Source organism: Hyphococcus sp., assembly GCF_965267305.1.
GTDB lineage: Bacteria > Pseudomonadota > Alphaproteobacteria > Caulobacterales > Parvularculaceae > Hyphococcus.
Map to the genome: position 1 here is coordinate 3070795 of NZ_OZ253945.1, position 23985 is coordinate 3094779.

General features: G+C 59.8%; 23 protein-coding genes. 8 read left to right on the top strand and 15 right to left on the bottom strand.

Annotated features, from left to right (window positions below):
* Positions 1-41 precede the first annotated feature (41 nt).
* A complete protein-coding gene (locus tag ACQY5P_RS14765) occupies positions 42-434 on the bottom strand; it encodes a hypothetical protein (protein ID WP_428407631.1) in 393 nt (130 codons plus the stop codon).
* Between the two features lie 460 nt (positions 435-894).
* Between ACQY5P_RS14765 and ACQY5P_RS14770 the strand changes: the two genes are divergently transcribed.
* The gene (locus ACQY5P_RS14770; protein ID WP_428407632.1) at positions 895-2424 is read left to right on the top strand and encodes a catalase; all 1530 of its coding nucleotides are present in this window, start codon (positions 895-897) and stop codon (positions 2422-2424) included.
* 5 nt (positions 2425-2429) lie between these two features.
* Here the strand turns inward: ACQY5P_RS14770 and ACQY5P_RS14775 are convergent, their stop codons facing one another.
* The 7 genes from ACQY5P_RS14775 to ACQY5P_RS14805 form a co-directional block, all read right to left on the bottom strand.
* Positions 2430-3923: a SpoVR family protein gene (locus ACQY5P_RS14775; RefSeq protein ID WP_428407633.1), complete on the bottom strand. Its 1494-nt coding sequence runs from the start codon at positions 3921-3923 to the stop codon at positions 2430-2432.
* On the bottom strand, positions 3923-4273 hold the full coding sequence (locus ACQY5P_RS14780) for a hypothetical protein (protein ID WP_428407634.1): 351 nt from the start codon (positions 4271-4273) through the stop codon (positions 3923-3925). The genes ACQY5P_RS14775 and ACQY5P_RS14780 overlap by 1 nt, the downstream gene beginning before the upstream one ends.
* The gene (locus ACQY5P_RS14785; protein WP_428407635.1) at positions 4270-5592 is read right to left on the bottom strand and encodes a YeaH/YhbH family protein; all 1323 of its coding nucleotides are present in this window, start codon (positions 5590-5592) and stop codon (positions 4270-4272) included. Before ACQY5P_RS14785 ends, ACQY5P_RS14780 begins: the two co-directional genes overlap by 4 nt.
* A 77-nt stretch (positions 5593-5669) precedes the next feature.
* Entirely contained in the window at positions 5670-7619 is a 1950-nt protein-coding gene (locus ACQY5P_RS14790; RefSeq protein ID WP_428407636.1) for a PrkA family serine protein kinase, read from the bottom strand.
* A gap of 625 nt (positions 7620-8244) precedes the next feature.
* A complete protein-coding gene (locus ACQY5P_RS14795; protein WP_428407637.1) occupies positions 8245-8910 on the bottom strand; it encodes a DUF6629 family protein in 666 nt (221 codons plus the stop codon).
* A gap of 46 nt (positions 8911-8956) precedes the next feature.
* Entirely contained in the window at positions 8957-10339 is a 1383-nt protein-coding gene (locus ACQY5P_RS14800; protein ID WP_428407638.1) for a mechanosensitive ion channel domain-containing protein, read from the bottom strand.
* 38 nt (positions 10340-10377) lie between these two features.
* On the bottom strand, positions 10378-11961 hold the full coding sequence (locus ACQY5P_RS14805; protein WP_428407639.1) for a lysine--tRNA ligase: 1584 nt from the start codon (positions 11959-11961) through the stop codon (positions 10378-10380).
* 149 nt (positions 11962-12110) lie between these two features.
* On the opposite strand from ACQY5P_RS14805, the gene ACQY5P_RS14810 reads away from it, so the two are divergent.
* The gene (locus tag ACQY5P_RS14810) at positions 12111-12545 is read left to right on the top strand and encodes a tellurite resistance TerB family protein (protein ID WP_428407640.1); all 435 of its coding nucleotides are present in this window, start codon (positions 12111-12113) and stop codon (positions 12543-12545) included.
* 1 nt (position 12546) lies between these two features.
* Here the strand turns inward: ACQY5P_RS14810 and ACQY5P_RS14815 are convergent, their stop codons facing one another.
* Together ACQY5P_RS14815 and ACQY5P_RS14820 are read right to left on the bottom strand one after the other, a co-directional pair.
* Complete coding sequence (locus ACQY5P_RS14815; RefSeq protein ID WP_428407641.1) at positions 12547-12945, bottom strand: hypothetical protein; 399 nt, start codon at positions 12943-12945, stop codon at positions 12547-12549.
* Positions 12942-14306 (bottom strand): SLC13 family permease, encoded by a 1365-nt coding sequence (locus ACQY5P_RS14820; RefSeq protein WP_428407642.1) that lies wholly within the window; start codon positions 14304-14306, stop codon positions 12942-12944. Before ACQY5P_RS14820 ends, ACQY5P_RS14815 begins: the two co-directional genes overlap by 4 nt.
* A 164-nt stretch (positions 14307-14470) precedes the next feature.
* On the opposite strand from ACQY5P_RS14820, the gene ACQY5P_RS14825 reads away from it, so the two are divergent.
* Both ACQY5P_RS14825 and ACQY5P_RS14830 read left to right on the top strand, forming a co-directional pair.
* The gene (locus ACQY5P_RS14825) at positions 14471-14827 is read left to right on the top strand and encodes a DUF952 domain-containing protein (protein ID WP_428407643.1); all 357 of its coding nucleotides are present in this window, start codon (positions 14471-14473) and stop codon (positions 14825-14827) included.
* Entirely contained in the window at positions 14824-15882 is a 1059-nt protein-coding gene (locus ACQY5P_RS14830; RefSeq protein ID WP_428407644.1) for a quinone-dependent dihydroorotate dehydrogenase, read from the top strand. The genes ACQY5P_RS14825 and ACQY5P_RS14830 overlap by 4 nt, the downstream gene beginning before the upstream one ends.
* On the opposite strand, the gene ACQY5P_RS14835 is transcribed toward ACQY5P_RS14830, so the two are convergent.
* The gene (locus ACQY5P_RS14835) at positions 15846-17240 is read right to left on the bottom strand and encodes an MATE family efflux transporter (RefSeq protein ID WP_428407645.1); all 1395 of its coding nucleotides are present in this window, start codon (positions 17238-17240) and stop codon (positions 15846-15848) included. The two genes, ACQY5P_RS14830 and ACQY5P_RS14835, sit on opposite strands and share 37 nt — an antisense overlap.
* A 228-nt stretch (positions 17241-17468) precedes the next feature.
* Between ACQY5P_RS14835 and ACQY5P_RS14840 the strand changes: the two genes are divergently transcribed.
* Complete coding sequence (locus ACQY5P_RS14840) at positions 17469-19226, top strand: tetratricopeptide repeat protein (RefSeq protein WP_428407646.1); 1758 nt, start codon at positions 17469-17471, stop codon at positions 19224-19226.
* A gap of 82 nt (positions 19227-19308) precedes the next feature.
* Positions 19309-20007 carry a DUF2270 domain-containing protein gene (locus ACQY5P_RS14845; RefSeq protein ID WP_428410673.1) on the top strand — a complete coding sequence of 233 codons (699 nt, stop codon included), beginning with the start codon at positions 19309-19311 and terminating at the stop codon, positions 20005-20007.
* A gap of 7 nt (positions 20008-20014) precedes the next feature.
* Here the strand turns inward: ACQY5P_RS14845 and ACQY5P_RS14850 are convergent, their stop codons facing one another.
* The 3 genes from ACQY5P_RS14850 to ACQY5P_RS14860 are packed head-to-tail and all read right to left on the bottom strand — an operon-like array spanning position 20015 to position 21313.
* The gene (locus ACQY5P_RS14850) at positions 20015-20659 is read right to left on the bottom strand and encodes a pyridoxamine 5'-phosphate oxidase family protein (protein ID WP_428407647.1); all 645 of its coding nucleotides are present in this window, start codon (positions 20657-20659) and stop codon (positions 20015-20017) included.
* Positions 20660-20694: 35 nt separating this feature from the next.
* Positions 20695-21099, bottom strand: a complete 405-nt coding sequence (locus ACQY5P_RS14855; RefSeq protein WP_428407648.1) for a nuclear transport factor 2 family protein — start codon at positions 21097-21099, stop codon at positions 20695-20697.
* A gap of 10 nt (positions 21100-21109) precedes the next feature.
* A complete protein-coding gene (locus ACQY5P_RS14860; RefSeq protein ID WP_428407649.1) occupies positions 21110-21313 on the bottom strand; it encodes a hypothetical protein in 204 nt (67 codons plus the stop codon).
* 219 nt (positions 21314-21532) lie between these two features.
* Between ACQY5P_RS14860 and ACQY5P_RS14865 the strand changes: the two genes are divergently transcribed.
* Positions 21533-22096: a TetR/AcrR family transcriptional regulator gene (locus ACQY5P_RS14865; protein ID WP_428407650.1), complete on the top strand. Its 564-nt coding sequence runs from the start codon at positions 21533-21535 to the stop codon at positions 22094-22096.
* Here ACQY5P_RS14865 and hisI read toward each other — a convergent pair.
* Positions 22093-22494 (bottom strand): phosphoribosyl-AMP cyclohydrolase, encoded by a 402-nt coding sequence (gene hisI / locus ACQY5P_RS14870; RefSeq protein ID WP_428407651.1) that lies wholly within the window; start codon positions 22492-22494, stop codon positions 22093-22095. The two genes, ACQY5P_RS14865 and hisI, sit on opposite strands and share 4 nt — an antisense overlap.
* A 114-nt stretch (positions 22495-22608) precedes the next feature.
* Here hisI and cysS point away from each other — a divergent pair, with 114 nt between their 5' ends.
* Positions 22609-23982 carry a cysteine--tRNA ligase gene (cysS, locus tag ACQY5P_RS14875; protein ID WP_428407652.1) on the top strand — a complete coding sequence of 458 codons (1374 nt, stop codon included), beginning with the start codon at positions 22609-22611 and terminating at the stop codon, positions 23980-23982.
* Positions 23983-23985: the final 3 nt, after the last annotated feature.

A 23985-nucleotide genomic window follows, 5' to 3' on the forward strand; every position in this document is an offset into this window, starting at 1 on the left:
GCCTTGACCGCAAAAGAAGAGACGATTTTTGTCGAAGACGTCTAATGCCGGTCTTCGCTTTCGAACATCAGCAGTATGATGGCGAACCAGCCCGCGAGCCAGGTAAGCAGATGCGCGAGACCAATCTGGATTAACGAGGCGACCCTTGCGTCAAACTCCGTCAGATTAGGAAGATTGTCCTCAAGGGCGAAAACGACTGTTACATAATAGATGCTCAAAGAGAAAACACCAATCGCGAGCAGGTAGGTGCGCCAATTTCTGACGAACACGATCCGATAAGCAGTCGTCGCGACAAGCCCCAGCAATGTGCCTACGACAATGATCGGAACAAAGGAGGTTCGAACGACGTGGTAGTAGCGCGTAGCTTCACGCTCAATTTCTACGGATTGCGGTGAACTGTAGAGCGCATAGTCGAAGGCCAAGCTTACAGACATCAAGCCTACGACGACCCCCGCCAAAGCGAGGATGAGATGCCGTATATATATTTTGAGTTTCATTTCCGCCCCCAAGATTCCATCAAAAGGAATTCACACTCTCGTCGCTAAATTAAGGGTTAGCAAGCAGGGCGTTTTAATCCAGTGGAGCAATGCGCCATTTTCCAATGATTCAAGTTGTTTAGCCTGAGGGGGTGGCGCGTACTCGTTCAAGCGCCGCCAAATGGCTATCGGACTCAAACCCCACCCAAAGGCTACGCGTCTTCCTCATCCATGGTCGCTTCATAGCCCCACAGGGTTTGGACGTGGGTCAGGACGGCAGCCGCGGTTTCTTGGCGCCGGTTAGCGCCGTCGCATGGATGCAGGCAGGCCTTGCGGAATGCGTCGCAGCGGAACTTCCAGGCGCTTTTTCATGTTCCCCAAATCAATAGTCGATGCATCAACCAAAAGGATCCTCGCCATGGCCAGCGACAAAACCGCCCCCCCGACCACCACCGATGCAGGCATTCGCGTCCAAAGCGACGAACATTCGCTGACGATCGGCCGCGACGGACCGATCGTTCTGCATGACCATTATCTTCTTGAGCAGATGGCGAATTTTAATCGCGAGCGCATTCCGGAGCGTCAGCCCCATGCAAAGGGAAGCGGCGCCTTCGGCTATTTCGAAGTCACCAGGGATGTCAGCCAATACACCAAGGCGAAGGCGTTTCAGCCGGGCGCGAAGTCGGATGCCTTGGTCCGGTTTTCAACGGTCGCAGGCGAGCGCGGCAGTCCGGACACATGGCGCGATCCGCGCGGATTTTCCGTCAAGATGTATACCGAAGACGGCAATTTCGACATGGTCGGCAACAACACGCCGGTCTTCTTCATTCGCGACCCGATGAAATTCCAGCACTTCATTCGCTCGCAAAAGCGGCGCGCCGACAACGGGTTGCGCGATCACGACATGCAATGGGATTTCTGGACGCTCAGCCCCGAAAGCGCGCATCAGGTGACGATCCTCATGGGCGACCGCGGCATCCCGCGCACCTGGCGGCATATGAACGGCTATTCCAGCCACACATACATGCTCGTCAACGCCAAGGGCGAGAAATTCTGGGTGAAATTCCACTGGAAGACCGATCAGGGGAACGAGTTTTTCACGCAAGACGAAGCCGACAAGATGGCTGGCGCGGATGGCGACTATCATCGCCGCGATTTGTTCAACGCCATTCGCGACGGAGACTATCCGAGCTGGACGCTGCAATGGCAGATCATGCCGTATGAAGAGGCGAAGAAATATCGCATCAACCCGTTCGACCTGACCAAGGTGTGGCCGCATGGCGACTATCCGCCCATGGAGGTGGGCAAGCTTGTCCTTGATCGCAATCCGACGGATTTCCATACCGAGATCGAACAGGCGGCGTTCGAACCGAACAACATGGTCCCAGGCATCGGCCTTTCGCCCGACAAAATGCTGCTCGCTCGCGGTTTTTCCTATGCGGACGCCCATCGCGCGCGGCTTGGCGTCAATTACAAGCAGATCCCGGTGAACAAGCCGAAATGCCCGGTGCACAGCTACAGTAAGGACGGCGCCATGCGCACGGAGAATGTCTCCGACCCGGTCTATGCGCCGAACTCCTATGGCGGCCCCGCCGCGCAGCCCGATCCCAATGGCGAAGCCGGACTATGGCATGCGGATGGCGACATGGTCCGCGAAGCCTATACGCTGCGCGAAGACGATGACGATGTCAGCCAGCCCCGCGCGCTCATTCGCGAGGTTATGGACGAGGCGGCGCGCAAGCGGCTGGTCGACAATATCGCCGGTCACTTAAGCGACGGGGTCAGCGAGCACATTTTGCAACGCGCTTTTGAGTATTGGCGCAATATCGACGAGGAGACCGGTAAAAACGTCGAAACCGCCGTGCGCGAAAAGCTTGGCGGCAAGTCGAAGGCGCCGGGCCTCGCCTCGGCGTTATCGATCAGCGGCGGAAAGCAGGCGGCGGAGTAGAGCGCCTACGCGTCCGCCTCGTCCATCGTCACATCGTAGCCCCACAGGGTTTCGATGTGCGTAAGGACGGCGGCTGAGGTTTTCTCGTTGAGCTTGCGGCCGTTATGGACCGTGTGGCGCAGTTTCAACGTGCGGTCGCCCTCGAGATCGGCGCCGACGACCTGAATGTTCGGCTCATGCATGCCGAGATCGTACATGGCGGCGAGCGTCCGGCGCACGTCGCGGAAGCCGCGCTCGTCATGGATCGCCTCGATCTCCACATGGCTTTCTTCGCTGTCGTCGCCGATGGCGAACATGCGGAAATGGCGCATCACGGTGGGGGAGAGATATTGCAGGATGAAGCTTTCGTCGCGGTAATTGGCCCAGGCGTCTTTCAACACGGCGCGCCAGTCGCCCGAGCCGGCAATGTCCGGGAACCATTCGCGGTCTTCCGGCTTCGGGTCTTCGCAGATGCGCTTGATGTCTTCCATCATCGCGAAGCCGAGCGCGTAGGGGTTGATCCCCGAATAGCGCGGATCGTCGAATTCCGGCTGGAAGACGACGGAGGAATGGGAGTGCAAAAACTCCATGATCGCGCCTTCGGAAATCTGCCCGCGATTGTAAAGCTCATTCATGATGTAATGGTGGACGAAGGTGGCGCAGCCCTCGTTCATGACTTTCGTCTGTTTCTGCGGATAGAAATATTGCGCGATGTTGCGGACGATGCGCACGATTTCGCGCTGCCAGGGCCGCAGGATCGGCGAAGCCTTCTCGATGAAATAGAGCAGGTTTTCTTCAGGTAACTGGATGTTTTTCACTTCCGCCTGGCGTTCTTCCTTTTCGTCGTCGGGTTCGATGGTGTTGGGGAGCGTGCGCCAGATGTCGTTGAAATTCGTTTCTTCGTGCTTGATGCGCGCGGCGATGCGCGCCAGCCGGTCGGCGTCGGAAAGCCGCGGCGGGCGGTTATAACGAAAAACGCCCTGATCCATCAGCGCATGGGCCGCGTCGACGACCGCCTCGACTTCCTCAAAGCCGTATTCGTCCTCGCATTTCGCGATGTATTTTTTCGAAAAGTCGAGATAGGGGAGGATGCCTTCGGCGTCGGTCCACTGACGGAAGAGGTAATTGTTCCGGAAAAAGTGGTTATGCCCGAAACAGGCATGCGCCATGACGAGCGCCTGCATGGTCATGGTGTTCTCTTCCATGAGATAGGAGATGCAGGGGTTCGAATTGATGACGATCTCATAGGCGAGACCGGTCCAGCCCTTCTGATAGGTCATCTGGTCGCGGGCGAAATGTTTTCCGAACGACCAGTGCTTGTACATCAGCGGCATGCCGTGACTGGAATACGCGTCGAGCATCTGTTCCGAGGAGATGATCTCGATCTGGTTCGGATAGACCTTGAGGCCGAGATCGTTGAGGCCGATATCCTCGATCGCGTCATAGGCGCGCTTCAGGGTCTCGAAGTCCCAGTCGGCTTCGTTATAGATGAGGGGGAGTTTTTCTACCGCTTCGCTCATTACTTCGCTTCCCGCCTAGATTCAAAAAAAGACTTAATCTGATAGCCTAAGATCAATGCTCCACTTGGAACCGCCGTAGGAAGCAGCAGAAACGACGAGCGCATTTGCTCATCAAAGGAAGCCGGCACCGCCGGTGGGCCGTTAAAAATAAGAAGAAAAGTCCACCACGGAAGAAAAATTGCCACTGTTACTGCGAACCATGCTGCGGGCAGTGTCGCCAAATATTTTATCCATGCTGGCCAAGCGAGGGCTTTCCATCGTGGCGAAAGGTTTTTATCCGTCCAACGCCAAAGGAAGAAACCGATTGGAGCCCAAACCAACCCGGCTGCGAGAGCGATGAGCCAAATCACGCCGCCTCCTTCTTGTCCCGCGCGAAAAGTTCGCGGAAGACCGGGAAGATGTCCTGGGGCCGGGCGATGCGCGTCTGGGCGAAATTCGGCCATTTCGGCGCGAAGGTTCGATAGGCGCGCCAGAGTTCGGCGCCCGAATCGGCGTCGGAAAAGACTTCGAGCTCGCGCTCGTCGAGGATTTCGATATAGGCGTAATATTGCGAGATCGGCATCACCTCTTCGCCGAGCATCTCGACGCAGCGTTTGGCGTCGCCGGATTGGGTGAAGCCGTCCGACGCCTGCGCCACATAGATGTTCCATTCATGGGCCGGAAAACGCTCGCGCTGGACTTCCAGCATTTTTTCAAGCGCCGTCGACACCACCGTGCCGCCCGACTGGCGCGAATAGAAGAAGGTTTCTTCGTCCACTTCCTCCGCGTGATGGGTGTGGCGGATGAACACCACCTCGACGCGCTCATAGCGGCGTTTGAGGAAGAGGTAGAGCAGCATGTAAAACCGCTTGGCGAGGTCTTTTTCGCGCTCGCCCATGGAGCCGGAGACGTCCATCAAACAGAACATGACGGCGGCGGTCGTCTCCACCGGCGTCGGCTCATAGGCGTTGTAGCGAAGGTCGAGCGGGTCGATGAACGGCGTGAACTTGCGGCGCTTTTCCATCGCCTCGAGCTGTTCGATGATCGCTTTCTTTTCGGCGATCTCTTTCTCGCTGGGGCTTGAATTGCGCTCCAACTCGAAAAGGCGCTCTTTCAGCTCATTCATGGCCTTCGTCGATGGACGTTTCAGCGCCAGACGACGGCCATGCGCGTTCCGCATGGTGCGGGTGATGTTCATGTTGGTGGGCGAGCCGGCCACCGTGATACCCGCGCGCTTGTAGGCGTAGGATTTGATCTCTTTCAGCGACCGCTTGACGAGATTGGGAAGCTCAAGGTCCTCGAAAAAGATGTCGAGGAATTCTTCCTGGGTCAGCGTGAACTGGAAATTGTCCTCGCCTTCGCCGGTGTCGCTTGCTTCCTTGCCCTTGCCGCGGCCTGCGCTCTTAGGAGGCTTTTTAATCCTGTCGCCGGTCGAGAATTCCTTGTTGCCGGGATGGACCGCCTCGCGCGCGCCTTTTTCCCGGTCATGGGAAAAGCGCGGCTCCGCCGTCGATTTCGACGGAATAGTGATCTTTTCGCCCTTGTCGAGCTCTTTCATGGACCGTTCGCGCAGGGACTTGTTCACCGCTTCCTTGATCTGCGCCTTGGCGCGTTTCAGGAAACGCTGACGGTTCCCAAGGGACTTGCCCTTGGGATTCTTGCGCCGGTCGATGAAGTGAAACGAATTCATAAGCAGGTACTAGGGGTTAGGTTTCAGGGATTAGGGTATCTGAACTTTTCTCTAGTCCCTAATCCCTAATCCCCCAATTATCCGGCTTTGTTGACGCGCATATACCATTCGACGAGCCGGCGGACCTGACGCGGCGTGTAGCCCCGCTCTTCCATGCGGCTGACGAAATTCTCGTGCTTGGCCTCGGTCTCCGAATCCTTCTTGGAGTCGAAGGAAATCACTGGGAGGAGGTCTTCGACCTGAGAGAACATGCGCTTTTCGATGACATTGCGCAGCTTCTCATAGGACGTCCATTTCGGATTCATGCCCTCATTGTTCGCCCGGGCGCGAAGCGCAAATTTGACGACCTCGTTGCGGAAATCCTTGGGGTTCGCAATGCCCGCCGGTTTCTCGATCTTCGAAAGCTCGGCGTCGAGCGTGGCACGGTCGAGAAGCTGGCCGGTGTCGGGATCTTTAAAGTCCTGATCCTCGATCCAGGCGTCGGCGTAAGAGATATAGCGGTCGAAGAGGTTCTGGCCGTATTCCGCATAGCTTTCGAGATAGGCCTTCTGGATTTCCTTGCCGATGAACTCCGCATAGCGCTGCGACAATTCCGACTTGATGAAATCGAGATATTGCTTCTCGGTTTCGTCGGGGAATTGCTCGCGCTTGATGGCGTTTTCGAGCACATACATGAGGTGCACCGGATCGGCGGCAACTTCGTCCGTGTCGAAGTTGAAGGTTTCCGACAGCACCTTGTAGGCGAAGCGGGTGGAGATGCCGTCCATGCCTTCGTCGATGCCGGCGGCGTCGCGATATTCCTGCATGGTCTTGGCTTTGGGGTCGGTGTCTTTCAGTTTTTCGCCGTCATAGACCCGGAGCTTCGAATAGAGATTTGAGTTCTCGTGCTCCTTGAGGCGCGTCAGCACCGAGAAGCGCGAAAGGAGATCGAGGGTTTCCGGCGCGCAAGGGGCGGCGGAAAGTTCGGAACTCGCCAGCAGCTTTTCATAGATGTGGCGTTCTTCCGTGACCCGAAGGCTGTACGGCACCTTGATGACGTTAATGCGGTCGAGGAAGGCTTCGTTGTTTTTGTTGTTGCGGAAAGCCTGCCACTCGCTTTCGTTGGAGTGCGCGAGAATGACGCCGTTAAAGGGAATGGGCCCCAGCGCTTCGGTGCCCACATAATTGCCTTCCTGCGTCGCCGTCAGCAGCGGATGCAGGACCTTGATCGGCGCCTTGAACATCTCGACGAATTCGAGAAGGCCCTGGTTCGCGCGGCACAGCCCGCCCGAATAGGAATAGGCGTCGGTGTCGTCCTGGGAGAAATGCTCGAGCTTGCGAATATCGACCTTGCCGACCAGCGCCGAGATGTCCTGATTGTTTTCGTCGCCCGGCTCGGTCTTGGCGATGGCGAGCTGGCGCAGCTTCGACGGGAAGATGCGCACGACTTCGAATTTCGAAATGTCGCCGCCGAATTCGTCGAGGCGCTTCACCGCCCAAGGGCTCATGAGGCCGGTGAGACGGCGCTTTTCAATGCCGTATTTGTCGGCGAGGAGGCTTTTCAGTTCTTCCGACTGGAAGAGGCCGAGCGGGCTCTCGAACACCGGCGAGATTTCGTTGCCGGCTTTCAAGACATAGATCGGATATTCCTCCATCAGGTCTTTCAGGCGCTCGGCGAGCGACGACTTGCCGCCGCCCACAGGGCCGAGGAGGTAGATGATCTGGCGTTTTTCTTCGAGGCCCTGCGCCGCGTGACGGAAGAAGGAGACGATGCGCTCGATCGTGTCCTCCATGCCGTAAAAGCCTTCGAAGGCTTCGTAATGGCGGATGGTGCGGTTCGAGAAAATGCGCGCGAGGCGCGGATCCTTCGACGTGTCGACCAGTTTCGGCTCGCCGATAGCTTTGACCATGCGCTCTGCGGGCGAGGCGTAGAGCATTGCGTCGTCGCGCGCCGCGAGCAGGTAGTCGCGAAGGCTCATCGCCTCCTGTTTCAGCTTGGTGTAGCTCTCGGAGAAAACATCGAAAACATCGAGGCTTTGGTCGGTCATGATCGCACGCTCACTTTTCACTCGCTCATATCGCAGGAGGGCCGCCCCGCGATGTTTGAATTAAAAAAGGCGCTGGTCTAACCAGCGCCCCCCGCTCGCATTACGCAACCTCGCCATCAAAAATGGCGATTATATTTTCCGGCGCCTTTTCCGGTTCAATCGGCTCGCTGAAATTGATATGGGTTGCTTTCATCGTGAAGCAAGCGCGGCCTGTCGCCGTCCTCTTCGCTTCTGTGTGATTGCTTCCCGTCATTTCGCCCGCCGCAATAAACCGCCGCCGTTGTCTTCCTTCGAACTACCCCGTCCCCGCCTTTCGGCCGTCCCCACTGCAAAACTCAACTACGCACGCGCGCCGGAACTGCGCACGATTGAAGGTTAACCGAAGGGCCCCTAACATTTCGTTTCGTATTTTTGACTCTTGTTTGGATAAGATAACATCGATTCCGAAACGTTGCGACAGTTAAAACGTGAAAGTGCGGGCCTAATTGTCGCCGCATTTTGACTCGCAAGCTTAGGCGCCGCGAGCATGGCTGCGCGAGATTGGAAGCTTCTGCCAATTGGGCTTTGAAGTTTGTTCGCGCTTTGCCGACGGTTAGCGCTTTCACGCGCCGGCTGCCAGCGGCTTTTACGCCGCTTCAATATGTATTGACGATTTGGAAACGCCGCCTATGCGCCGCGACTGTCGGACATGAAGAAAGACGAGGACGCTCGCCAGCGCTGAAAAGAAGCACCAGACGGAAGCGGCGGCGTAGTAAAAGGCCATGACCGTGACAATGGCGCCGATGAGCGTCGCCGCGCCGAAGGCGATGACATAGCGATGGCGCGATAAAAAAAGCGGGGCGACGACGCCAAGGAGATAGAGTTCCAGAAGCCGCCGCTCGAATTCCAGATCGGTCGCATAGCGCAGGCCGTTCGCTGACGCAGTCACAGTGTAATGATGTTGTGCAAGGATAAAGGCTAGGGCGCCGGATACGAACAGACCTGCGGCGAGCAGCACCCACAGCGCCGGCCGGCGCCGGCGCTTCGGCTCCATCGCGATCACGCTCAGCGGGATGTAAGCGGGCCATAAAACCTGCGCCACAAAGAGATATGCGACGATCAAGGGGTAAGGGACGGCGCCGTGATGCAGGTTCAGCCAGATCGCGCCTTCGATCGCCTGATGAACCGCAAAGATCACGGGGATCGCAGCAAAGGCGACGTCTTTGGGTTTCGGTTTTTGCGCCAGCGTCGCCGCACCGACGCCGCCGATGACGGCGGCTGCAGTGAAACTGGCGGCGGCGGAAAAGCACATGGTCCGAGTTTAGCGCTGCGCCGCCGCCTCCGTCGAACAATTTTGGCTATTCAACCGGGGCTGTGGGGGAGAGAAGGTCGCCTTGCGGCTCCTCGCGGCGTTCTTCCTCCACTTTTTCCTCGAGATGGGTGTCCGGCGCGACATCCTGCGCTTTCGAAGCCGCCGCGCGCTCCCGCTTTTCCGCTTTTTCTTCAGGTTTCGTTTCTGTCACGGCGGCGGCGGCCGTCTCCTTCAGGATCGGCGGGGCTTTTTCGTCGAAGCGCAGGCGGTAGATCGGTTCGGGCAGGGCGAAGCCGGCGTCTTCCAGCGCGTCCTTGGCGGCGGTAAGGGCGAGGCTTCGGGATTTGGCGAAATCGGCTTTGCGTTGATCGACCCAGCCGGCGAAGAAAATGACGATGTTGGAATCACCGACCGCCTTGATGAACCCCATGGGCGGCGGGTCTTTGAGGACGAAGTCGAGCGCCTTCATGGCCTCGACGCCGGTCTCGATAGCGGCGATGGGATCGTCGTCCGCATCGACGCCGAGCTGGAAATCGAAGCGCCGCTCCGGGTTGCGGGTGTAGTTAAGGATTATGGCCTTGAAGACCGTTGCGTTCGGAATGCGCAGATGGTTGCCGTCGAGGGTCATGAGGATCGTCGCCCGCGAGGTGAGGCGGATGACCCGGCCTTCCTTGTCGTCGATCACCACATGATCGTTCGGCCGGAAGGGCTGGCGCAGGGACAGCATGATCGAGGCGATGTAGTTTTCGATCGTGTCGCGCACCGCGAAACCGACCGCGAGGCCGATGACGCCCGCGGCGCCGAGAAACGCGCCGAGGAGCGCCGTCGCATCGAGCAGGCTCAAGGCCGCGACCGCGCCGAAAATGAAAAAGAGGCCGCGAAAGGTCGAGGCGGCGAGCTCGGCAATGAAAGGGTTCGGCGTAATCCGCCGCCACAGCCAGCGCCATGTGGAGAGGCCCCAGCCGAAAGCGGCAATGGCGGCGAAGGCGGCAAGCGCGAGGAGGAGAAGCGGCAGGGAGCGCACGGCGTCGCGGAAAAACGTCTCCGCCTGTCCCGCCGCCGGGGTCAGACGCGTTGAGACGGAAACATCCCGTTCAATCCGGTTCTCAACGGTGACGACGCCGTTGATGCGCGCGGCGATGGCTTCGGCGCGGGCGGCGGCGTCCGCCGTCTGGGTTTCGCCCGAAAGCGTGACGACGCCGGAGGCGACCGACGCCTGCACCCCTTGCAAGGAATCGATTTCGGCAAAGATGTCGCGGATCCGTGCGGCGATCTCGGCGTCGCTCGCGCCCGGGGGCGCGGTTTCAATGACGGGCTCGGGATCGACGGGCGCATTTTCCTGAGCGTAAAGCGGCGCGGCGACTATCATCGCCGCCGCAAGAAGCGGCGCTATCTTTCTCAACCCTGTCGTCATGATGCGGAAGAACACCTTTTCTCCCCATGGGTTGCGGCGCGCGCCGCCGGAATTCAGCGCGCCAGCGCCTCGTCGATCAGCTTCGCCGTCGCGCCTGCGCCGTAGATTTTGGTGAAGGGGCCCATGCGCGGGCCCGCCTCCTGACCGAAGACGACTTCGTAAAGTCCTTTGAACCAGTCGCGGATGTTTTCGAAATCCTGGGCTTTGCCGGCGTCGAAGACGGCGGTCTGGTAGTCGTCTTCCGAGCCGTCCTCGCCGATTTCTTTGAGCCGCGCCGACAGCATTTCCAGCGCCGCGCGTTCTTTGTCCGATGGCTTGCGGAATTTTTTCGTCGGCTGGATGAAGCGCAGGAAATAGCGCTCCGCATAGACGAGCATGGCGTCGGCCGCCGCGAATTCCGCTTCCGTTGCGTCTGGGCGGTATTTGCGGATGAAGCCGCGCAGGACCGCTGCATCGGCGGCGCCCGCCGCGCTGACGAGGTTTAAAAGCATGGCGAAATTCACCGGCGGCATCACCGCCGGGGGTTTGCCCTCGTGAATATGCCAGACCGGATTGTCGAGCGCTTTGGCGCCGTCCTGGTCAGTGTATTTTTCAAGATGCGTCCAGTATTCGTCGGCGGTTTTCGGGATGATGTCGAAATAAAGCTTCTTCGCCGATTTCGGGTTCTGGAACATAAAAAGCGACAGGCTTTCCGGCGAGGCGTAGGTGAGCCACTCCTCGATGGTGATGCCGTTGCCTTTGGTCTTGGAGATTTTCTTGCCCTGTTCGTCGACAAAGAGCTGGTAGTTAAAGCCCGCCGGCGGCTCCGCGCCGAGCGCCTTCACGATCCGGTTCGACAGACGGACGGATTCGGTCAAATCCTCGCCCGACATTTCGTAGTCGACGCCGAGCGCATGCCAGCGGCCGGCCCAGTCGATTTTCCACTGCAGTTTCACCGCGCCGCCGGCGACCGACGTGCGGATTTTCTCGCCATCTTCGTCTTCGAAAACGACTTCGCCTTTCTTCGCGTCGATCTCGAGCATGGGCACATAGAGCACGCGGCCCGTCTTCGGAGAGATCGGCAGGATCGGCGAATAGCTCGCTTTGCGTTCGTCGCCGAGCGACGGCAACATGATCTCCATCACCTGCTCGTAGCGTTCGAGAACGCGGATTAGCGTCTCGTCGAACATGCCGCTGCGATAGCAGTCGGTGGAGGACATGAACTCGTATTCGAAGCCGAACTGATCGAGAAACGCGCGCAGCTTCGCGTTGTTGTGATGGGCGAAGCTTTGATGTTCGCCCCACGGATCCGGCACCACGGTCAGCGGCTTTTGCAGATACTGATTCAACAGCTCCTGGTTCGGCACATGGGGCGGGACTTTCCGCATGCCGTCCATGTCGTCGGAAAACGCGATGAGGCGGGTCTCGCGGCCGGTCAGCAATTCAAAGGCGCGGCGCACCATGGTGGTGCGCGCCACCTCGCCGAAGGTGCCGATATGGGGCGGGCCCGACGGGCCGTAGCCGGTTTCGAACACCACGGGCCCGTCTTTTTTCACCTTCTCAAGACGCTTGATCAGGGATTTGGCTTCCTGAAAGGGCCAGCTTTTGGCCTCGGCGGCGTCTTCGGCAGTGAACTCTTTGATCTGAAGGGCGGTCATCGCGATTGCTTTCGGGGATAATAGAGACGCGGAGGTTTAACGCTGCGCGGCGGCAGGTCAATTGCCGCGTCGCGTGCAGTTGCCGTTTTCCGGGCGCGCCGCTAGGGTCCGGCCAATTCTCGGACAGCCATATTGAAGGAGCCCCATAAATGGCCGGAAGTCTCGTCAGCCTCACGCCGCAGGAAGCGGTCATCTATCTGATGGTCATGACCTCGGCCTCCGACGGCGCCATCAAGGACGAAGAGCTCCGGACCATCGGCCGCGTGGTGCGGTCGTTCCCGCTCTTTTCGGCCGCGGACGAGGCGGCGCTGGTGGAGACGGCTGAGGCCTGCGGCGCGCTGATGTCGTCCGAGGGCGGGCTCCACAAGGTGCTGGAATCGGCGGCGAAAGCCCTGCCGGATCATCTCGGCGAAACCGCTTACGCCGCCGTCGTCGATGTGGTCACGGCCGATGAAAGCCTCGCCATGACGGAAATCCGCGTCCTCGATCTTATCCGCGAAGCGCTGAAAATTTCCGATGAGGGCGCGCAGGCGATCGATCACGCCGCCCGCGCCCGGCATATGACGCTCGACGACGAGGCATAAGTTATTTTTGGGCGAGGCGCGCCTGAAGTAGCGGAAAAATTCCAAATAGAGTTTGCCCGGCGAGACCGATTGCGACGGGCGCGTCTTTATAGGCGGCCAGCTGTTCGGCGAAGCTGCGGCCAAAGCCGTATCGGCCGAGGATGAACTCGGCCGACAGCAACAATCCGAAAGCGAAGACGCCCATAAGCAGGCGCGGCGTGGTTTCCGGCGGCACGGTGAAGCGGCGCGCCCAGTAGCGGCATAACACCCAGCTTGCTGTCAGGATGAACGGTGTTTCAACAAGCACTGCAGCAAGAGCGCCGAGCGCCGGCTCAAGCACTAAGACGCGCAGCGTTCCCAACACAAAGCCGACGGCGAACACCGAGATGAAATAAGCAGCGCCTGCAGAAAGCGGGTTCACCGCAGCACCAGCCAGCACATGCCGGAGACGATAAAGGCGACAATGATGTTGAGCGCGGCGCCTTCCTTCGCCATGCGGGCGATCGAGACGCGCTCCGTGCCGTAGATGATGGCGTTGGGCGCCGTCGCGACGGGGAGCATGAAGGCGCAGGAGCAGGAAATCACCGCCGGGATCATCAGGAGCTCCGGCTTGATGGCGGCGCCCGCGGCGACGGCGGCGAGGATCGGCATCAGCAAATTCGCCGTCGCCGTGTTCGATGTGACTTCGGTGAGGAAGGTCACGGCGAGGCAGAGGCCGAGCATGGTGAGGAACAGGGGCGCTTTGGTCAGCCCTGACAATTGATCGCCGATCAGCGCGTCGAGCCCGCTCGCCCGGAAGGCGCTCGCGATGCAGATGCCGCCCGCGAACAAAAGCAGCATGCCCCAGGGAATGTCGCCCGCCGATTTCCAGTCGAGAAGGGCGCCGCCCTTGCCGTTGGGAACGAGAAACATGAGGAGCACTGCGAAAACCGCAACGGTAGAGTCCCCGGCTTCTTCCATGCCGAACGCGCCGGACCATCCGCCGAAGGGTTCGATCCGCGTCACCCATAAGAGGATGGCGATGGCGAAAACCATGAGCGTGCGCTTCTCGTCCGTGCGCCACGGGCCGGGATCTGCGAGTTCAGGGGTTTTGACGCCGCCGAGCGAACGCGTCAGCCACAGCGCCATGACGGGGATGCCGATCATGACGATCGGAAGGCCGACGCTCATCCATCTGAGGAACGAATACTCTTCGCCGGTGGCGCGCAGATAATTGTCGGCGAAGATGAGATTGGGCGGCGTGCCGATCAGCGTCGCCGTGCCGCCGAAGGAGGCGGCATAGGCGATCCCGAGAAGGAGGGCGGGACCGAGTTTCGGATCGTCCGTGCGCGTCAGGATCGCCAGCGCCATGGTGGCGAGCATCAAGGTCGTCGCGGTATTGGATATCCACATGGACAACACCGCCGCCGCGACCATGAAGCCGATGACCAGTCTGCGCCCCGAGCCGCCCACGAGATTGATCATGTAAAGCGCAAGCCGTTCATGGGCGCCGGAGCGTTCGAGCGCTTTCGACAGCATGAAGGACGCCATCAGGAGAATAATGACGTAGGAGCCGAGCGCGGCTGCCGCTTCGCGCTGGTCCATCACCCCGGCGAGCGGGAAGAGCGCGAAGGGAACGAGCGACGTCGCCGGGATCGGCAGGGCTTCGCTCACCCACCAGAAGGCGGTCAGCGCCGTGATGGCGATGGTGGCGGTGACGGGCTCGGAAAGTCCTGCGAAAAAGGACGCGGCGCCGGCGGCGGCCGCGAAACCGAGGCCGGAAAGGATGCGCATGGGTTTCATGGGCGCGCACTTTGTCCTTGGTTGCGCCGTCCGTCCAGTTTGCTTGGCCAGCACGGGCTGGGCGGCATGATGGCCGGGGCCGGCGAGGCGGTGGATTCTGGTTTTGCGTGCATTTTATCCGAAAACCGGTTTCCGTTTTTCGGAATGCGCGCTAGGGAAACGCCATGTCAAAGACCCCTCCGGATTTCGTCTATCGTCTCGCCAGCATGGATGAATGGCTGAAAACGCAGGCGACGGGCGTTGCCCCAAAGCGCGAGATCGATCTGAAAGACGGCTATGTCCATCTGTCGACGCGCGAACAGGTGCTCGAAACCGCGCGACTGCATTTCGCCGGGGCGGATGATTTGCTCGCCCTCGAGATTCCGGTGGAAGCTGTGGCGGAAGACCTGAAATTCGAGCTGGCGCCCAAGCGGGGCGAAGAGTTCCCTCATCTTTATCGCGACCTTCTCGCTGGCGATGTCGCCGCCGCCCTGCGGCTGGAGCGCGATGGCGAATTTTTTTCTTTCGGATCTTCTTTGTGAAGACGCCGCTGTTTCTGGCCGAACTTGGGGCGAAAGCCTTGGGCGCGCTCGATGCGGAAACCGCGCATCATCTAACCGTCCGCATGCTGAAGGCCGGGTTCGGACCCAAGGCCGCGCTCGATACGCCGCGCCTCGCCATCGATGTTGCGGGGCTTTCCCTTCCCAATCCGCTGGGCCTCGCTGCCGGGTTCGACAAGAACGCCGAAGCGCCGGACGCGGCGCTCGATATGGGGTTCGGTTTCGTGGAGGTCGGCGCCGTGACGCCGCGCCCGCAGCCCGGCAATCCGCGTCCGCGCGTTTTCCGCCTGCGGGCCGATGCGGCCGTCATCAACCGCTACGGGTTCAATAATGACGGCCTCGACGCCGTCTCGGCGCGGTTGAAAGCGCGGGAAAGACGCGGAATTGTCGGCGTCAATCTCGGCGCCAACAAGGATTCGGAAGACCGGACGGAAGATTATGTGAAGGGCGTGACGGCGCTCGCAGGACTCGTGGATTTTTTCACAGTCAACATCTCCTCACCGAACACGCCGGGTCTGCGCGCCCTGCAAGGCAAAGCCTCGCTAGAAGAATTGATGCGCCGCGTCATGACTGCGCGCGATGAGGCTGCGGCTGGAACGCCGGTGTTTTTGAAGATCGCGCCGGACCTCGCCGATGAAGACAAAGCGGACATCGCGGATGCGGCCCGCGCCATGAAGCTCGATGCGCTGATCGTCTCCAATACGACGATCACACGCGCGGCGAATTTGCGCAGCGGCGCCGCAAGTGAAACAGGCGGTCTTTCCGGCAAGCCGCTGTTCGCTATGTCGACGGCGCTCTTGCGCGAGTTCTATGGCGTTATCGGCAAAAACATTCCGCTGATCGGCGTCGGCGGCGTTTCCACGGCGCGCGACGCCTATGAAAAAATTCTCGCCGGCGCCTCGCTGGTTCAGCTTTACACGGCGCTTGTCTATGAGGGGCCGGGCCTGCCGTCGCGCATCCTCAAAGAGCTGCCGTCTTTCCTCGATGCGGACGGGTTCGGTCAGATCGGCGAGGCCGTAGGCGCCGGCGCGTCCTGAGCATCGAATGACCGGGCGATGCGCGGCAGCCAGATGGCGAGCGTGACCGCGCGCAGAATGAAATACAGCGAAAACGCCGCCCAAAGCCCGTGATTGTCCCAGCGCTCGGCGAGCCAGATGGAAGCGGCGATGAAAACCGGCGCCGAGAGGATCATGGAATCGCGCATCTCCCGCGAACGCGTCGCGCCGATAAAAATCCCGTCGAGCTGAAAGCCGATGACCACAACCAGCGGGCTGATAATGACCCAGGGCATGTATTCGTTCATGGCGTCGCGGATTGGCCCGTCCGGCGTCAGCAGCGCCGCGAGCGGCGATCCGGCGATCCAGTAAAACAGCGTGAAGAAAACCGCAGCGGCGCCGGCGAGGATAAAGGTTTTGCGCACAGCCTCCATATATCGCGCCTTGCCGGCGTCGCGGTCGCGCGCGCCGACCGCCTGTCCCACAAGCGTCTCTGCGGCGATCGCCGTGCCGTCGAGGGCGAGTCCAGTGAACAGAAAAAGCTGCAGCAGCGCCTGATTGGCCGCGAGCGTCACGTCGCCAAAGGCGCCGCCGCGCTGTACGAACCACGCAAACGAAAAGGCGAGCAGCAGCGTGCGGATGAAGATGTCCATATTGATGGCGGCGGTGCGGCGCAGCCGGTCGGGGCGCCAGAACTCTGCCGGTCTCCAGTGGCCGGAAAGCCCGCCCTCTTTCTTCATGATGAGAATGACAAACCCCATGGCGGCGAAAAAGCCGGCGACCTCGGCGATCAGCGTGCCCCAGGCGACGCCGGCCGCGCCCCAGTTCAACCCGACCACGAACCAGTAATCGAGCGCGATATTCAAAAGCGTCATGAACAGGCTCGCCGCCATCAGGAAGTCCGTGCGTCCGCGCGCCGTCAGCCAGCCGAAAGCGGCGTAGGAGGCGAGGGCGAAGGGCGCGCCCCAGATGCGGATGTCGAAATAGGTGCGTCCATGCGCGAGGGTTTCGGCGCTCGCTTCCGAACCGGTGCCCAGCAACTGAAAGGCGAGAAGACCGACAGGGATTTGCAACAGGACAAGGATGACGCCGACGCCGGCGCCGATGACGCCGCCTCTCACCAGCGCGGCGCGCGCTTCGCTTTCGTCTTCCGCGCCGGCCGCCTGCGCCGTGAGGCCCGCAACGCTCATTCTGATGAAGCCGAAGGTCCAGTAAGCGAGGGAAAAGATCACCGAGCCGAGGCCGACCGCGGCTATGTCGAGGGGGCGCGCCGATTGCGCCAGCGCCCAAACATCGACCGCGCCGAGAAGCGGCGTCACGGACGCCGCCACCGACGCTGGCCAGGCAAGGCGCAAAATATCGCGATAGCCGATTTTCGTCCTGGCTGCGGCGGGCGGCATAAAATCTCCTGAGGTGAGCCCATAACGCGCCGTCACCGGCAAGTCACCGTTGATTCTCGGGTTCTTTTTGCCGTTCCGGCCGTCAAATGTCGATAAAGCGACATTCATATGCGATGAATGCTATCGTTTGCTCCACGCTAGCGGATTTATAAGTTAGAAAATCGTATATGGCGGCGCCGCACGCGTCGTCGCCATCTCTATTCCGGTTTTAAACGAATAGGGGGGAAGATGCGCTCGAACCAGAAGGAGCCCTCGTCCAGCCAGGTCGAAGCCGTTGTTACATTGTATAATAAAGGAGAGTTGGACGCGGCCTTCGCCGCGGCTGTCGATCTTATACGCGAATTCCCGCAGGCGGCGTTTTTGTACAATATCTGCGGAGCGATCAACGCACAAAAAAATAAATATGAAGAGGCCGTCGAGAACTTCAGAAGAGCGGTCGATATCGACCCGGGATTTCCTGACGCCCATAACAATCTGGGCGCTACGCTGAGGAAGCTTGGGCGTCAGGAAGAAGCGCTGCAACATTACGCCCGAGCGGTTGAAATCAGGCCCGACTACGCCGAGGCTTATTTTAACATGGCCAATGCGCTTCGCGATCTTGATCGGCGGGAAGAGGCCGTATCCAACTACAAGGCGGCGCTCAACATCGCGCCCAAACACTATGGCGCGCATAACAATCTCGGCCTATTGCTGAGCAAGCTTGAACGATATGAAGAGGCGATCGGTCATTTCAGCATCGTTCTCTTGGCCAACCCCAATTATTTCGAAGCCTACAATAATCTGGGTCTTGCTTTAAAGAAACTCGGCCGCGAGAAGGAAGCGCTTGCAAGCTTCGCAAAGGCTATTGCGATTAAGCCGGATTACGCGCAAGCGCATTATAATCTCGCAAGCTACTACTTCGATCTCGGCCGGAAGGAAGAGGCTGCGTCAAGTTACGACGACGCCTTGCGCATCGATCCTGAATTCGCAGAGGCTTACAGAAGCCGCAGCGCGCTTAAGCAGTATGTTCGCGACGATCCGGAAATCACCCTCATGCAGCGCTTGCTGGAGCGCGATGAGGCGTCTGATTACGACAGAATGCAGCTCTCCTATGCGCTCGGCAAGGCGAGCGAAGATATCGGCGACTACGATAACGCTTTCGCACATTACGCCAGGGGGAACGCTTTAAGGCGGCAATTTCTGAAATATGAGCCGGGCGTGGAGCGCGCCTTGTTCCGGCGGATTAAGGAGGCTTTCGCCGATAAACAAATGATTGAGCGTTTGCGCGCCGACGTGGAAACGCAAGGCCGTCAGGCGCCGGTTTTCGTGGTCGGCATGCCGCGATCCGGCACCTCTCTTACCGAGCAGATTCTATCCTGCCACTCGAAGATTTATGGCGCAGGCGAATTGATGACCCTGGGAAAAGCGGTGACCGCTGTGTGGCGCGAGGGCGGCGTCAAGCCGGAGCAGGTGCAGGCGATCAGGGAGAAATATCTTGCCGATATGCGCCGGCGCAACGCCGCCGAGCCCTACGTCACCGACAAGATGAATCTCAATTACCGCTGGATCGGCTTTATCCTGCTGGCCATGCCCGAGGCCAAAATCATTCACATTAAGAGGCGGTCGATTGCAAGCTGCTGGTCGATTTTCAAATACTACTTCACCGATTTTGGAAATGGTTACGCTTACGATCTCGACGATATCGCCGACTATTACAGCGGCTATATGGATCTGATGCGTTTCTGGAACGAGCTTTTCCCCGGCGCCATTTATAATTTCAGCTATGAAAGCCTGACCGAGAATCAGGAAGAGGAAACCCGGCGCCTGCTTGATTATCTCGGCCTCGATCTTGAGCAGGCCTGCATTGACTTCCATGAATCCCACCGGGCGGTCGCGACAATTTCCTCCATGCAGGTCAGAAAGAAATTATATGCCGGCAGTTCGGACGAGTGGCGGAAATATAAAAAATTCCTTGGACCTGTGCTTGATCGTCTCGGGGAAGATTAGGCCCGTTCGGGAAGCGCTCTTTTCCGCGTAATCGTTCTCGCTGCGCTTGTCACACCAGGCCGAACGGCGGACAATGCCGCCGATGAGAGAACAATGGGAGCAATGGGAGACGCCGCCCGGCGGCACGGGGAACAAGCTCGATTCCTCCGAGATTGGCGCGCTTGCGCATCTCTACCGGGGCGAGGTTTATCGCTCGACGATCTGGCGCACGCGCCTCGACAATACCACGAACTGGTCCGTGGTGACGCTCGGCATTGCGCTCTCCGTCACTTACGCCGATCCGCTCGCGTCGCCCCTGCCGCTTTTGCTGGTGGGCATCCTCATCACCATGTTTTTGATTCTGGAATCGCGGCGCTATCGTTTCTTTAATGTCTGGCGCGCCCGCTGCCGCTGGATCGAAACCAATTTCTACGCGCCGATGCTCTTGCGTTCGGCCCGGCCCGATCCCGGAGAATGGCAGGATATTCTGGCTCAGGATTATCTGGCGCCACAATATCATATCGGCTTCTGGCGAGCCATGGGCCGGCGCTTGCGCCGCAATTACATGTGGATTTTCAGTTTTCAGGCCGTAGCGTACACGGGAAAAATCATCATTCATCCGACCCCGGCGCAATCCATGAGCGAACTTCTCGACCGCATGGCGGTAGGCCCGTTCCCCGGCGTCATTATTCTGGCGCTCGGCGTTGTTTTTCACGGATCGTGGCTGACGCTCGCAGTGCGCACGCACATTCTCGACCATCACAAGCATGGCCGAAGCGGCAGCGTCGGCGGCATGGGCTAGGCGCCGCTTAAGGGCGCTCGGTTGCGACGTGCACAGCAAGCCGCGCTTTGAGGCCCGCATTCTCCGCTTCAAGTAGCGCCAGTTTTTCACGGATCGGCGCGAAAGCTTCTTCTATCTCCTCGCGTGTATAGCGCTCGGTGATATGCTGCGGGCAGTTCCAGTCGTACCCGGCGACATCGATGATCACCGCCCGCTCCGGCCTTGCGTGGTAATCGGGATCGGACAGGCGCTCGATCAGACCGGGATTGTCTTCCGCATCGACCATGCGCGCATGACCGAGCAGTTTCAGCCGGCGGCGATTCGCATAGTCCATAAAGAACAGCGCGACCCGGTCATTGGCGGTGAGATTGCCGACGGAGAGATATTGCCGGTTGCCTCTGAAATCCGCATAGGCGAGGGTCTTCTCGTCTAGAACATGAAGAAATCCTTTCGGCCCGCCGCGATACTGAACGTAGGGCCAGCCGGTCTCCGACACCGTCGCCTGATAAAAGCCGTCGCGGGCGCGGATGAAGGCGGCTTCGGCTTCTCCCAGCGCATCGTTCGGCGGCGCTTCGGGCGCGAGGAACTTCGCATAGGCGTGGTCGGAGCCGTGTTTTTTCTGCATTTCCAGAACACGGGGCGTAAAGGCGATGTCGTAAAAGGCGCGCGTCATGGGGCTCTCCCTCCCTTGGCTTGATGATGTGGCGCCTAAAGGCGCCGCTCGTTCTCTGAAATGGGCAAATCGTTGATGCTGGCGTAGCGGCGGCGCATCAGGCCGTCCCCATCGAACTCCCACATCTCGTTGCCGTAGCTGCGTTTCCAGTTTCCGTTTGCGTCGCGCGACTCATATTCAAACCGCACGGCGATGCGATCATCCGTATGCGCCCAATATTCCTTGCGGAGCTTGTAGTCGATTTCCTTCGACCATTTGTCGGCAAGGAAGGCGCGGATCGCATCGCGCCCCTTGAAGAATTGATCGCGGTTTCGCCATTCGGAATTTTCGGAATAGGCGAGCGATACGCGGTCCGGGTCGCGGCTGTTCCAGGCGTCTTCGGCGGCCTGGACTTTCGCGCGGGCGGTTTCTTCCGTGAAGGGCGGGACGAGTTTGGTCATGACGATTCCTCTAGTTCACTGCCGCCGGGATTTGGGCCGGAATAGCGGTTTGCGCGATCTCGACAGGGGTCGCCTGGCTGCGCGCGAGGCGCGCTTCCGGCGTGAAGGCGAGCAGCAGGACGACGCCGAGCGTCATGAGGAGGCCGGTTGCGGCGCTGAAGGCGACGGCCAGATCGTCGACCTGGCGCATGTAAAAAGTGGGGATGGTTTTCATGGTCTCGTTCCGTTCATTCTATGGGTAACCGATCTGTTAAGGTGAGGATGGCGGACGCTAACCGATCTGTCAATGATAGTGACGGTATCTTTTTCGTGATCTCTGCCGGGTTTTTGATGGGGGGCAGTTAAGCTGCTGTAATAAATTGAAAAAAGTGAAGGCCCTTGTAAGGTATGCCCTTGCAGATTAGTTTACTGATCGGTGCTGGAGATTGTCTTTATGAGTGCTTCGAAGAGAGATGAGCTGGTCCAGAAGGCCCTGAAGGCCTTCTATCGCGGCGGCTTCCACGCCATGGGCATGGATGCGCTGGCGAAGGAGACGGGCGTCTCCAAGACCGCCATGTACAAGCATTTCCGGACCAAGGAGGATTTGATCCTCGCGGTTCTTCGCCTTAGGGACGAGCAGTTTCGGAACTGGCTCATTCGCCGGGTGGAGGCGCTGGCTGACGATCCCCGCGGCCGTCTGCTGGCGGTTTTCGATGCGCTCGGCGAATGGTTCGCGGAGCCGGAATACCGCTCCTGCATGTTCATCAAGGCGTCGTCCGAATATCAGGACCGCGCGCATCCCATCCATGGCGCGGCGGCCGAACACAAAAGATTATTGCTCGCCTATTTCGAAAAGCTTGCGCGCAGCGCCGGCGCGAAAGAGCCGGAAGAGCTCGCCCGGCGCATCCTTCTGATAAAGGAAGGGGCGATCGTCATGGCGCATCTTGGCGACCGCGAAGCGGTGGCGAAAAGCGCCCGCGGCGCGGCGGAAGATGTGGTCAAGGCGGCGGGGCTTTAGTCTTTGAATTCGAGATCGCCGGCCGGCGTCACGCGGCGATAGAAACATGATTTCCGGTCGGTGTGACAGGCAGGGCCTGTCTGGTCGACCACGAGTTCAATGGCGTCCTGATCGCAATCGGTGCGGATTTCGACGACCTTCTGCACATGGCCTGAGGTTTCGCCCTTGCGCCAGAGCGCGCCGCGCGAGCGCGACCAGTACCACGCCTCGCCGGTTGCGATGGTCTTCGCCAGCGCCTCCGCATTCATATGCGCAAGCATCAGGATTTGGCCCGTTTCCGCATCGGTCGCGACGGCGGTGATAAGGCCGTCGGGCCCGAATTTCGGGGCGAAACGGGCCGTCTCCTCAACGGGTTCGTCGAGGGATTTCGGGTCGGCGAAGGGAGGTTTCGGCGTCATGGCCCGGACCATAGCAGGCCCGCAAGGCGAGGAAAGCCGGTTCTTTGCGCCTCCCGGACGTTGCCTCCGCCGCCCGGCGCGGCTAGCAACGGCCCTGATAAGAAAGACCCTCACATGGCCCTGACGATTTACGACTCGATGGCGCGTGAAAAACGCGTGTTCGAACCCGCTGATCCGAAGCGGGTGACCATGTATGTCTGCGGCCCGACCGTCTACAGCTACGCCCATATCGGCAATGCCCGTTCGGCGGTGGCGTTCGATCTCCTCTACCGGGTCTTGCGCGCGCGTTACGGCGCCGATCATGTCGTCTATGCGCGCAACATCACCGACATCGACGACAAGATCATCAAGGCTGCGGCGGAAAGCGGCGAGCCCATCGACGCGATCACGAAGAAATTCGCCGACATCTACCGCGCCGACATGGGCGCGCTCGGCGTCATCCGGCCTCGGCTCGAGCCGACCGCGACAGAGCATGTTGCGCCGATGATCGCGATGATGGAGCGGCTCATTGAAAAAGGCGCGGCCTATGCGGCGGAAGGCCATGTGCTCTTTTCCGTCGACGCTTACGCCGACTACGGCAGGCTCTCCGGCGCCGACCGCGACGAGATGATCGCCGGCGCCCGGGTCGAGGTCGCGCCTTATAAAAAGAGCCCGGCGGATTTCGTCTTGTGGAAGCCGTCGAAGGAAGGCGAGCCCGGCTGGGACAGTCCCTGGGGCCGGGGCCGTCCAGGCTGGCATCTTGAATGTTCGGTGATGATCGAGGCGATGCTGGGCGAGACCATCGATATTCATGGCGGCGGGCAGGATCTCAGATTTCCGCATCATGAAAACGAAATTGCGCAGTCGGCCTGCTCCCATGACGGCGCGCCGCTCGCGCGCTACTGGATGCATAACGGCTTCCTCCGCATGGGCGCCGACAAGATGTCGAAGTCTCTGGGGAACATCGTGCTCGCGCATGATTTGCTGAAAGACTGGCATGGCGAGGTGATCCGCTGGGCGCTCCTCTCCGCGCATTACCGCCAGCCGCTGGAATGGACCGAGGAGCTTTTGAAGCAGTCGAAGAAACAACTCGACCGGTTTTATCGGCTGCTCGAAGAAATTCCGTTTACGGAAGAAACCGGCGCCGCGCCCGAAAGCGTCATGCTGGCGCTGGAGGACGATCTCAACACGCCGGAAGCGTTCGCCGGTCTTCACGAATTGCGCGACATTGCGGGACAAATGGAAGGCGAAGCGAAGGAGAAAGCGGTTGCGCGCCTGCGCAACGCCGGCCGCCTCATGGGGTTTTTCAACGAAGATCCGGCGAAGTGGTTCAAGGCCGGCGGCGGCGACGGTCCTTCGCCCGAAGAAATCGAAGCCCTGATCGCCGAGCGCGCGGAAGCCCGCAAAGCGAGGAACTTCGCTCGCGCCGACGAAATCCGCGATGACCTCGCCGCGAAAGGCGTCATCCTCGAAGACGGGCCGCAGGGCGCGACCTGGCGGCGGGCGTGAAGT

What these genes read in the sequence shown, in the direction of transcription:
- cysS (WP_428407652.1), top strand. Translation starts at nt 22,609, where the DNA reads ATGGCCCTGACGATTTACGACTCGATGGCGCGTGAAAAACGCGTGTTC.
- ACQY5P_RS14810 (WP_428407640.1), top strand. Translation starts at nt 12,111, where the DNA reads ATGGCCGGAAGTCTCGTCAGCCTCACGCCGCAGGAAGCGGTCATCTAT.
- ACQY5P_RS14855 (WP_428407648.1), bottom strand. Translation starts at nt 21,099, where the DNA reads ATGACCAAACTCGTCCCGCCCTTCACGGAAGAAACCGCCCGCGCGAAA.
- hisI (WP_428407651.1), bottom strand. Translation starts at nt 22,494, where the DNA reads ATGACGCCGAAACCTCCCTTCGCCGACCCGAAATCCCTCGACGAACCC.
- ACQY5P_RS14840 (WP_428407646.1), top strand. Translation starts at nt 17,469, where the DNA reads ATGCGCTCGAACCAGAAGGAGCCCTCGTCCAGCCAGGTCGAAGCCGTT.
- ACQY5P_RS14820 (WP_428407642.1), bottom strand. Translation starts at nt 14,306, where the DNA reads ATGAAACCCATGCGCATCCTTTCCGGCCTCGGTTTCGCGGCCGCCGCC.
- ACQY5P_RS14785 (WP_428407635.1), bottom strand. Translation starts at nt 5,592, where the DNA reads ATGAATTCGTTTCACTTCATCGACCGGCGCAAGAATCCCAAGGGCAAG.
- ACQY5P_RS14795 (WP_428407637.1), bottom strand. Translation starts at nt 8,910, where the DNA reads ATGTGCTTTTCCGCCGCCGCCAGTTTCACTGCAGCCGCCGTCATCGGC.
- ACQY5P_RS14765 (WP_428407631.1), bottom strand. Translation starts at nt 434, where the DNA reads ATGTCTGTAAGCTTGGCCTTCGACTATGCGCTCTACAGTTCACCGCAA.
- ACQY5P_RS14865 (WP_428407650.1), top strand. Translation starts at nt 21,533, where the DNA reads ATGAGTGCTTCGAAGAGAGATGAGCTGGTCCAGAAGGCCCTGAAGGCC.
- ACQY5P_RS14790 (WP_428407636.1), bottom strand. Translation starts at nt 7,619, where the DNA reads ATGACCGACCAAAGCCTCGATGTTTTCGATGTTTTCTCCGAGAGCTAC.
- ACQY5P_RS14825 (WP_428407643.1), top strand. Translation starts at nt 14,471, where the DNA reads ATGTCAAAGACCCCTCCGGATTTCGTCTATCGTCTCGCCAGCATGGAT.
- ACQY5P_RS14835 (WP_428407645.1), bottom strand. Translation starts at nt 17,240, where the DNA reads ATGCCGCCCGCCGCAGCCAGGACGAAAATCGGCTATCGCGATATTTTG.
- ACQY5P_RS14860 (WP_428407649.1), bottom strand. Translation starts at nt 21,313, where the DNA reads ATGAAAACCATCCCCACTTTTTACATGCGCCAGGTCGACGATCTGGCC.
- ACQY5P_RS14775 (WP_428407633.1), bottom strand. Translation starts at nt 3,923, where the DNA reads ATGAGCGAAGCGGTAGAAAAACTCCCCCTCATCTATAACGAAGCCGAC.
- ACQY5P_RS14770 (WP_428407632.1), top strand. Translation starts at nt 895, where the DNA reads ATGGCCAGCGACAAAACCGCCCCCCCGACCACCACCGATGCAGGCATT.
- ACQY5P_RS14845 (WP_428410673.1), top strand. Translation starts at nt 19,309, where the DNA reads ATGAGAGAACAATGGGAGCAATGGGAGACGCCGCCCGGCGGCACGGGG.
- ACQY5P_RS14850 (WP_428407647.1), bottom strand. Translation starts at nt 20,659, where the DNA reads ATGACGCGCGCCTTTTACGACATCGCCTTTACGCCCCGTGTTCTGGAA.
- ACQY5P_RS14805 (WP_428407639.1), bottom strand. Translation starts at nt 11,961, where the DNA reads ATGACCGCCCTTCAGATCAAAGAGTTCACTGCCGAAGACGCCGCCGAG.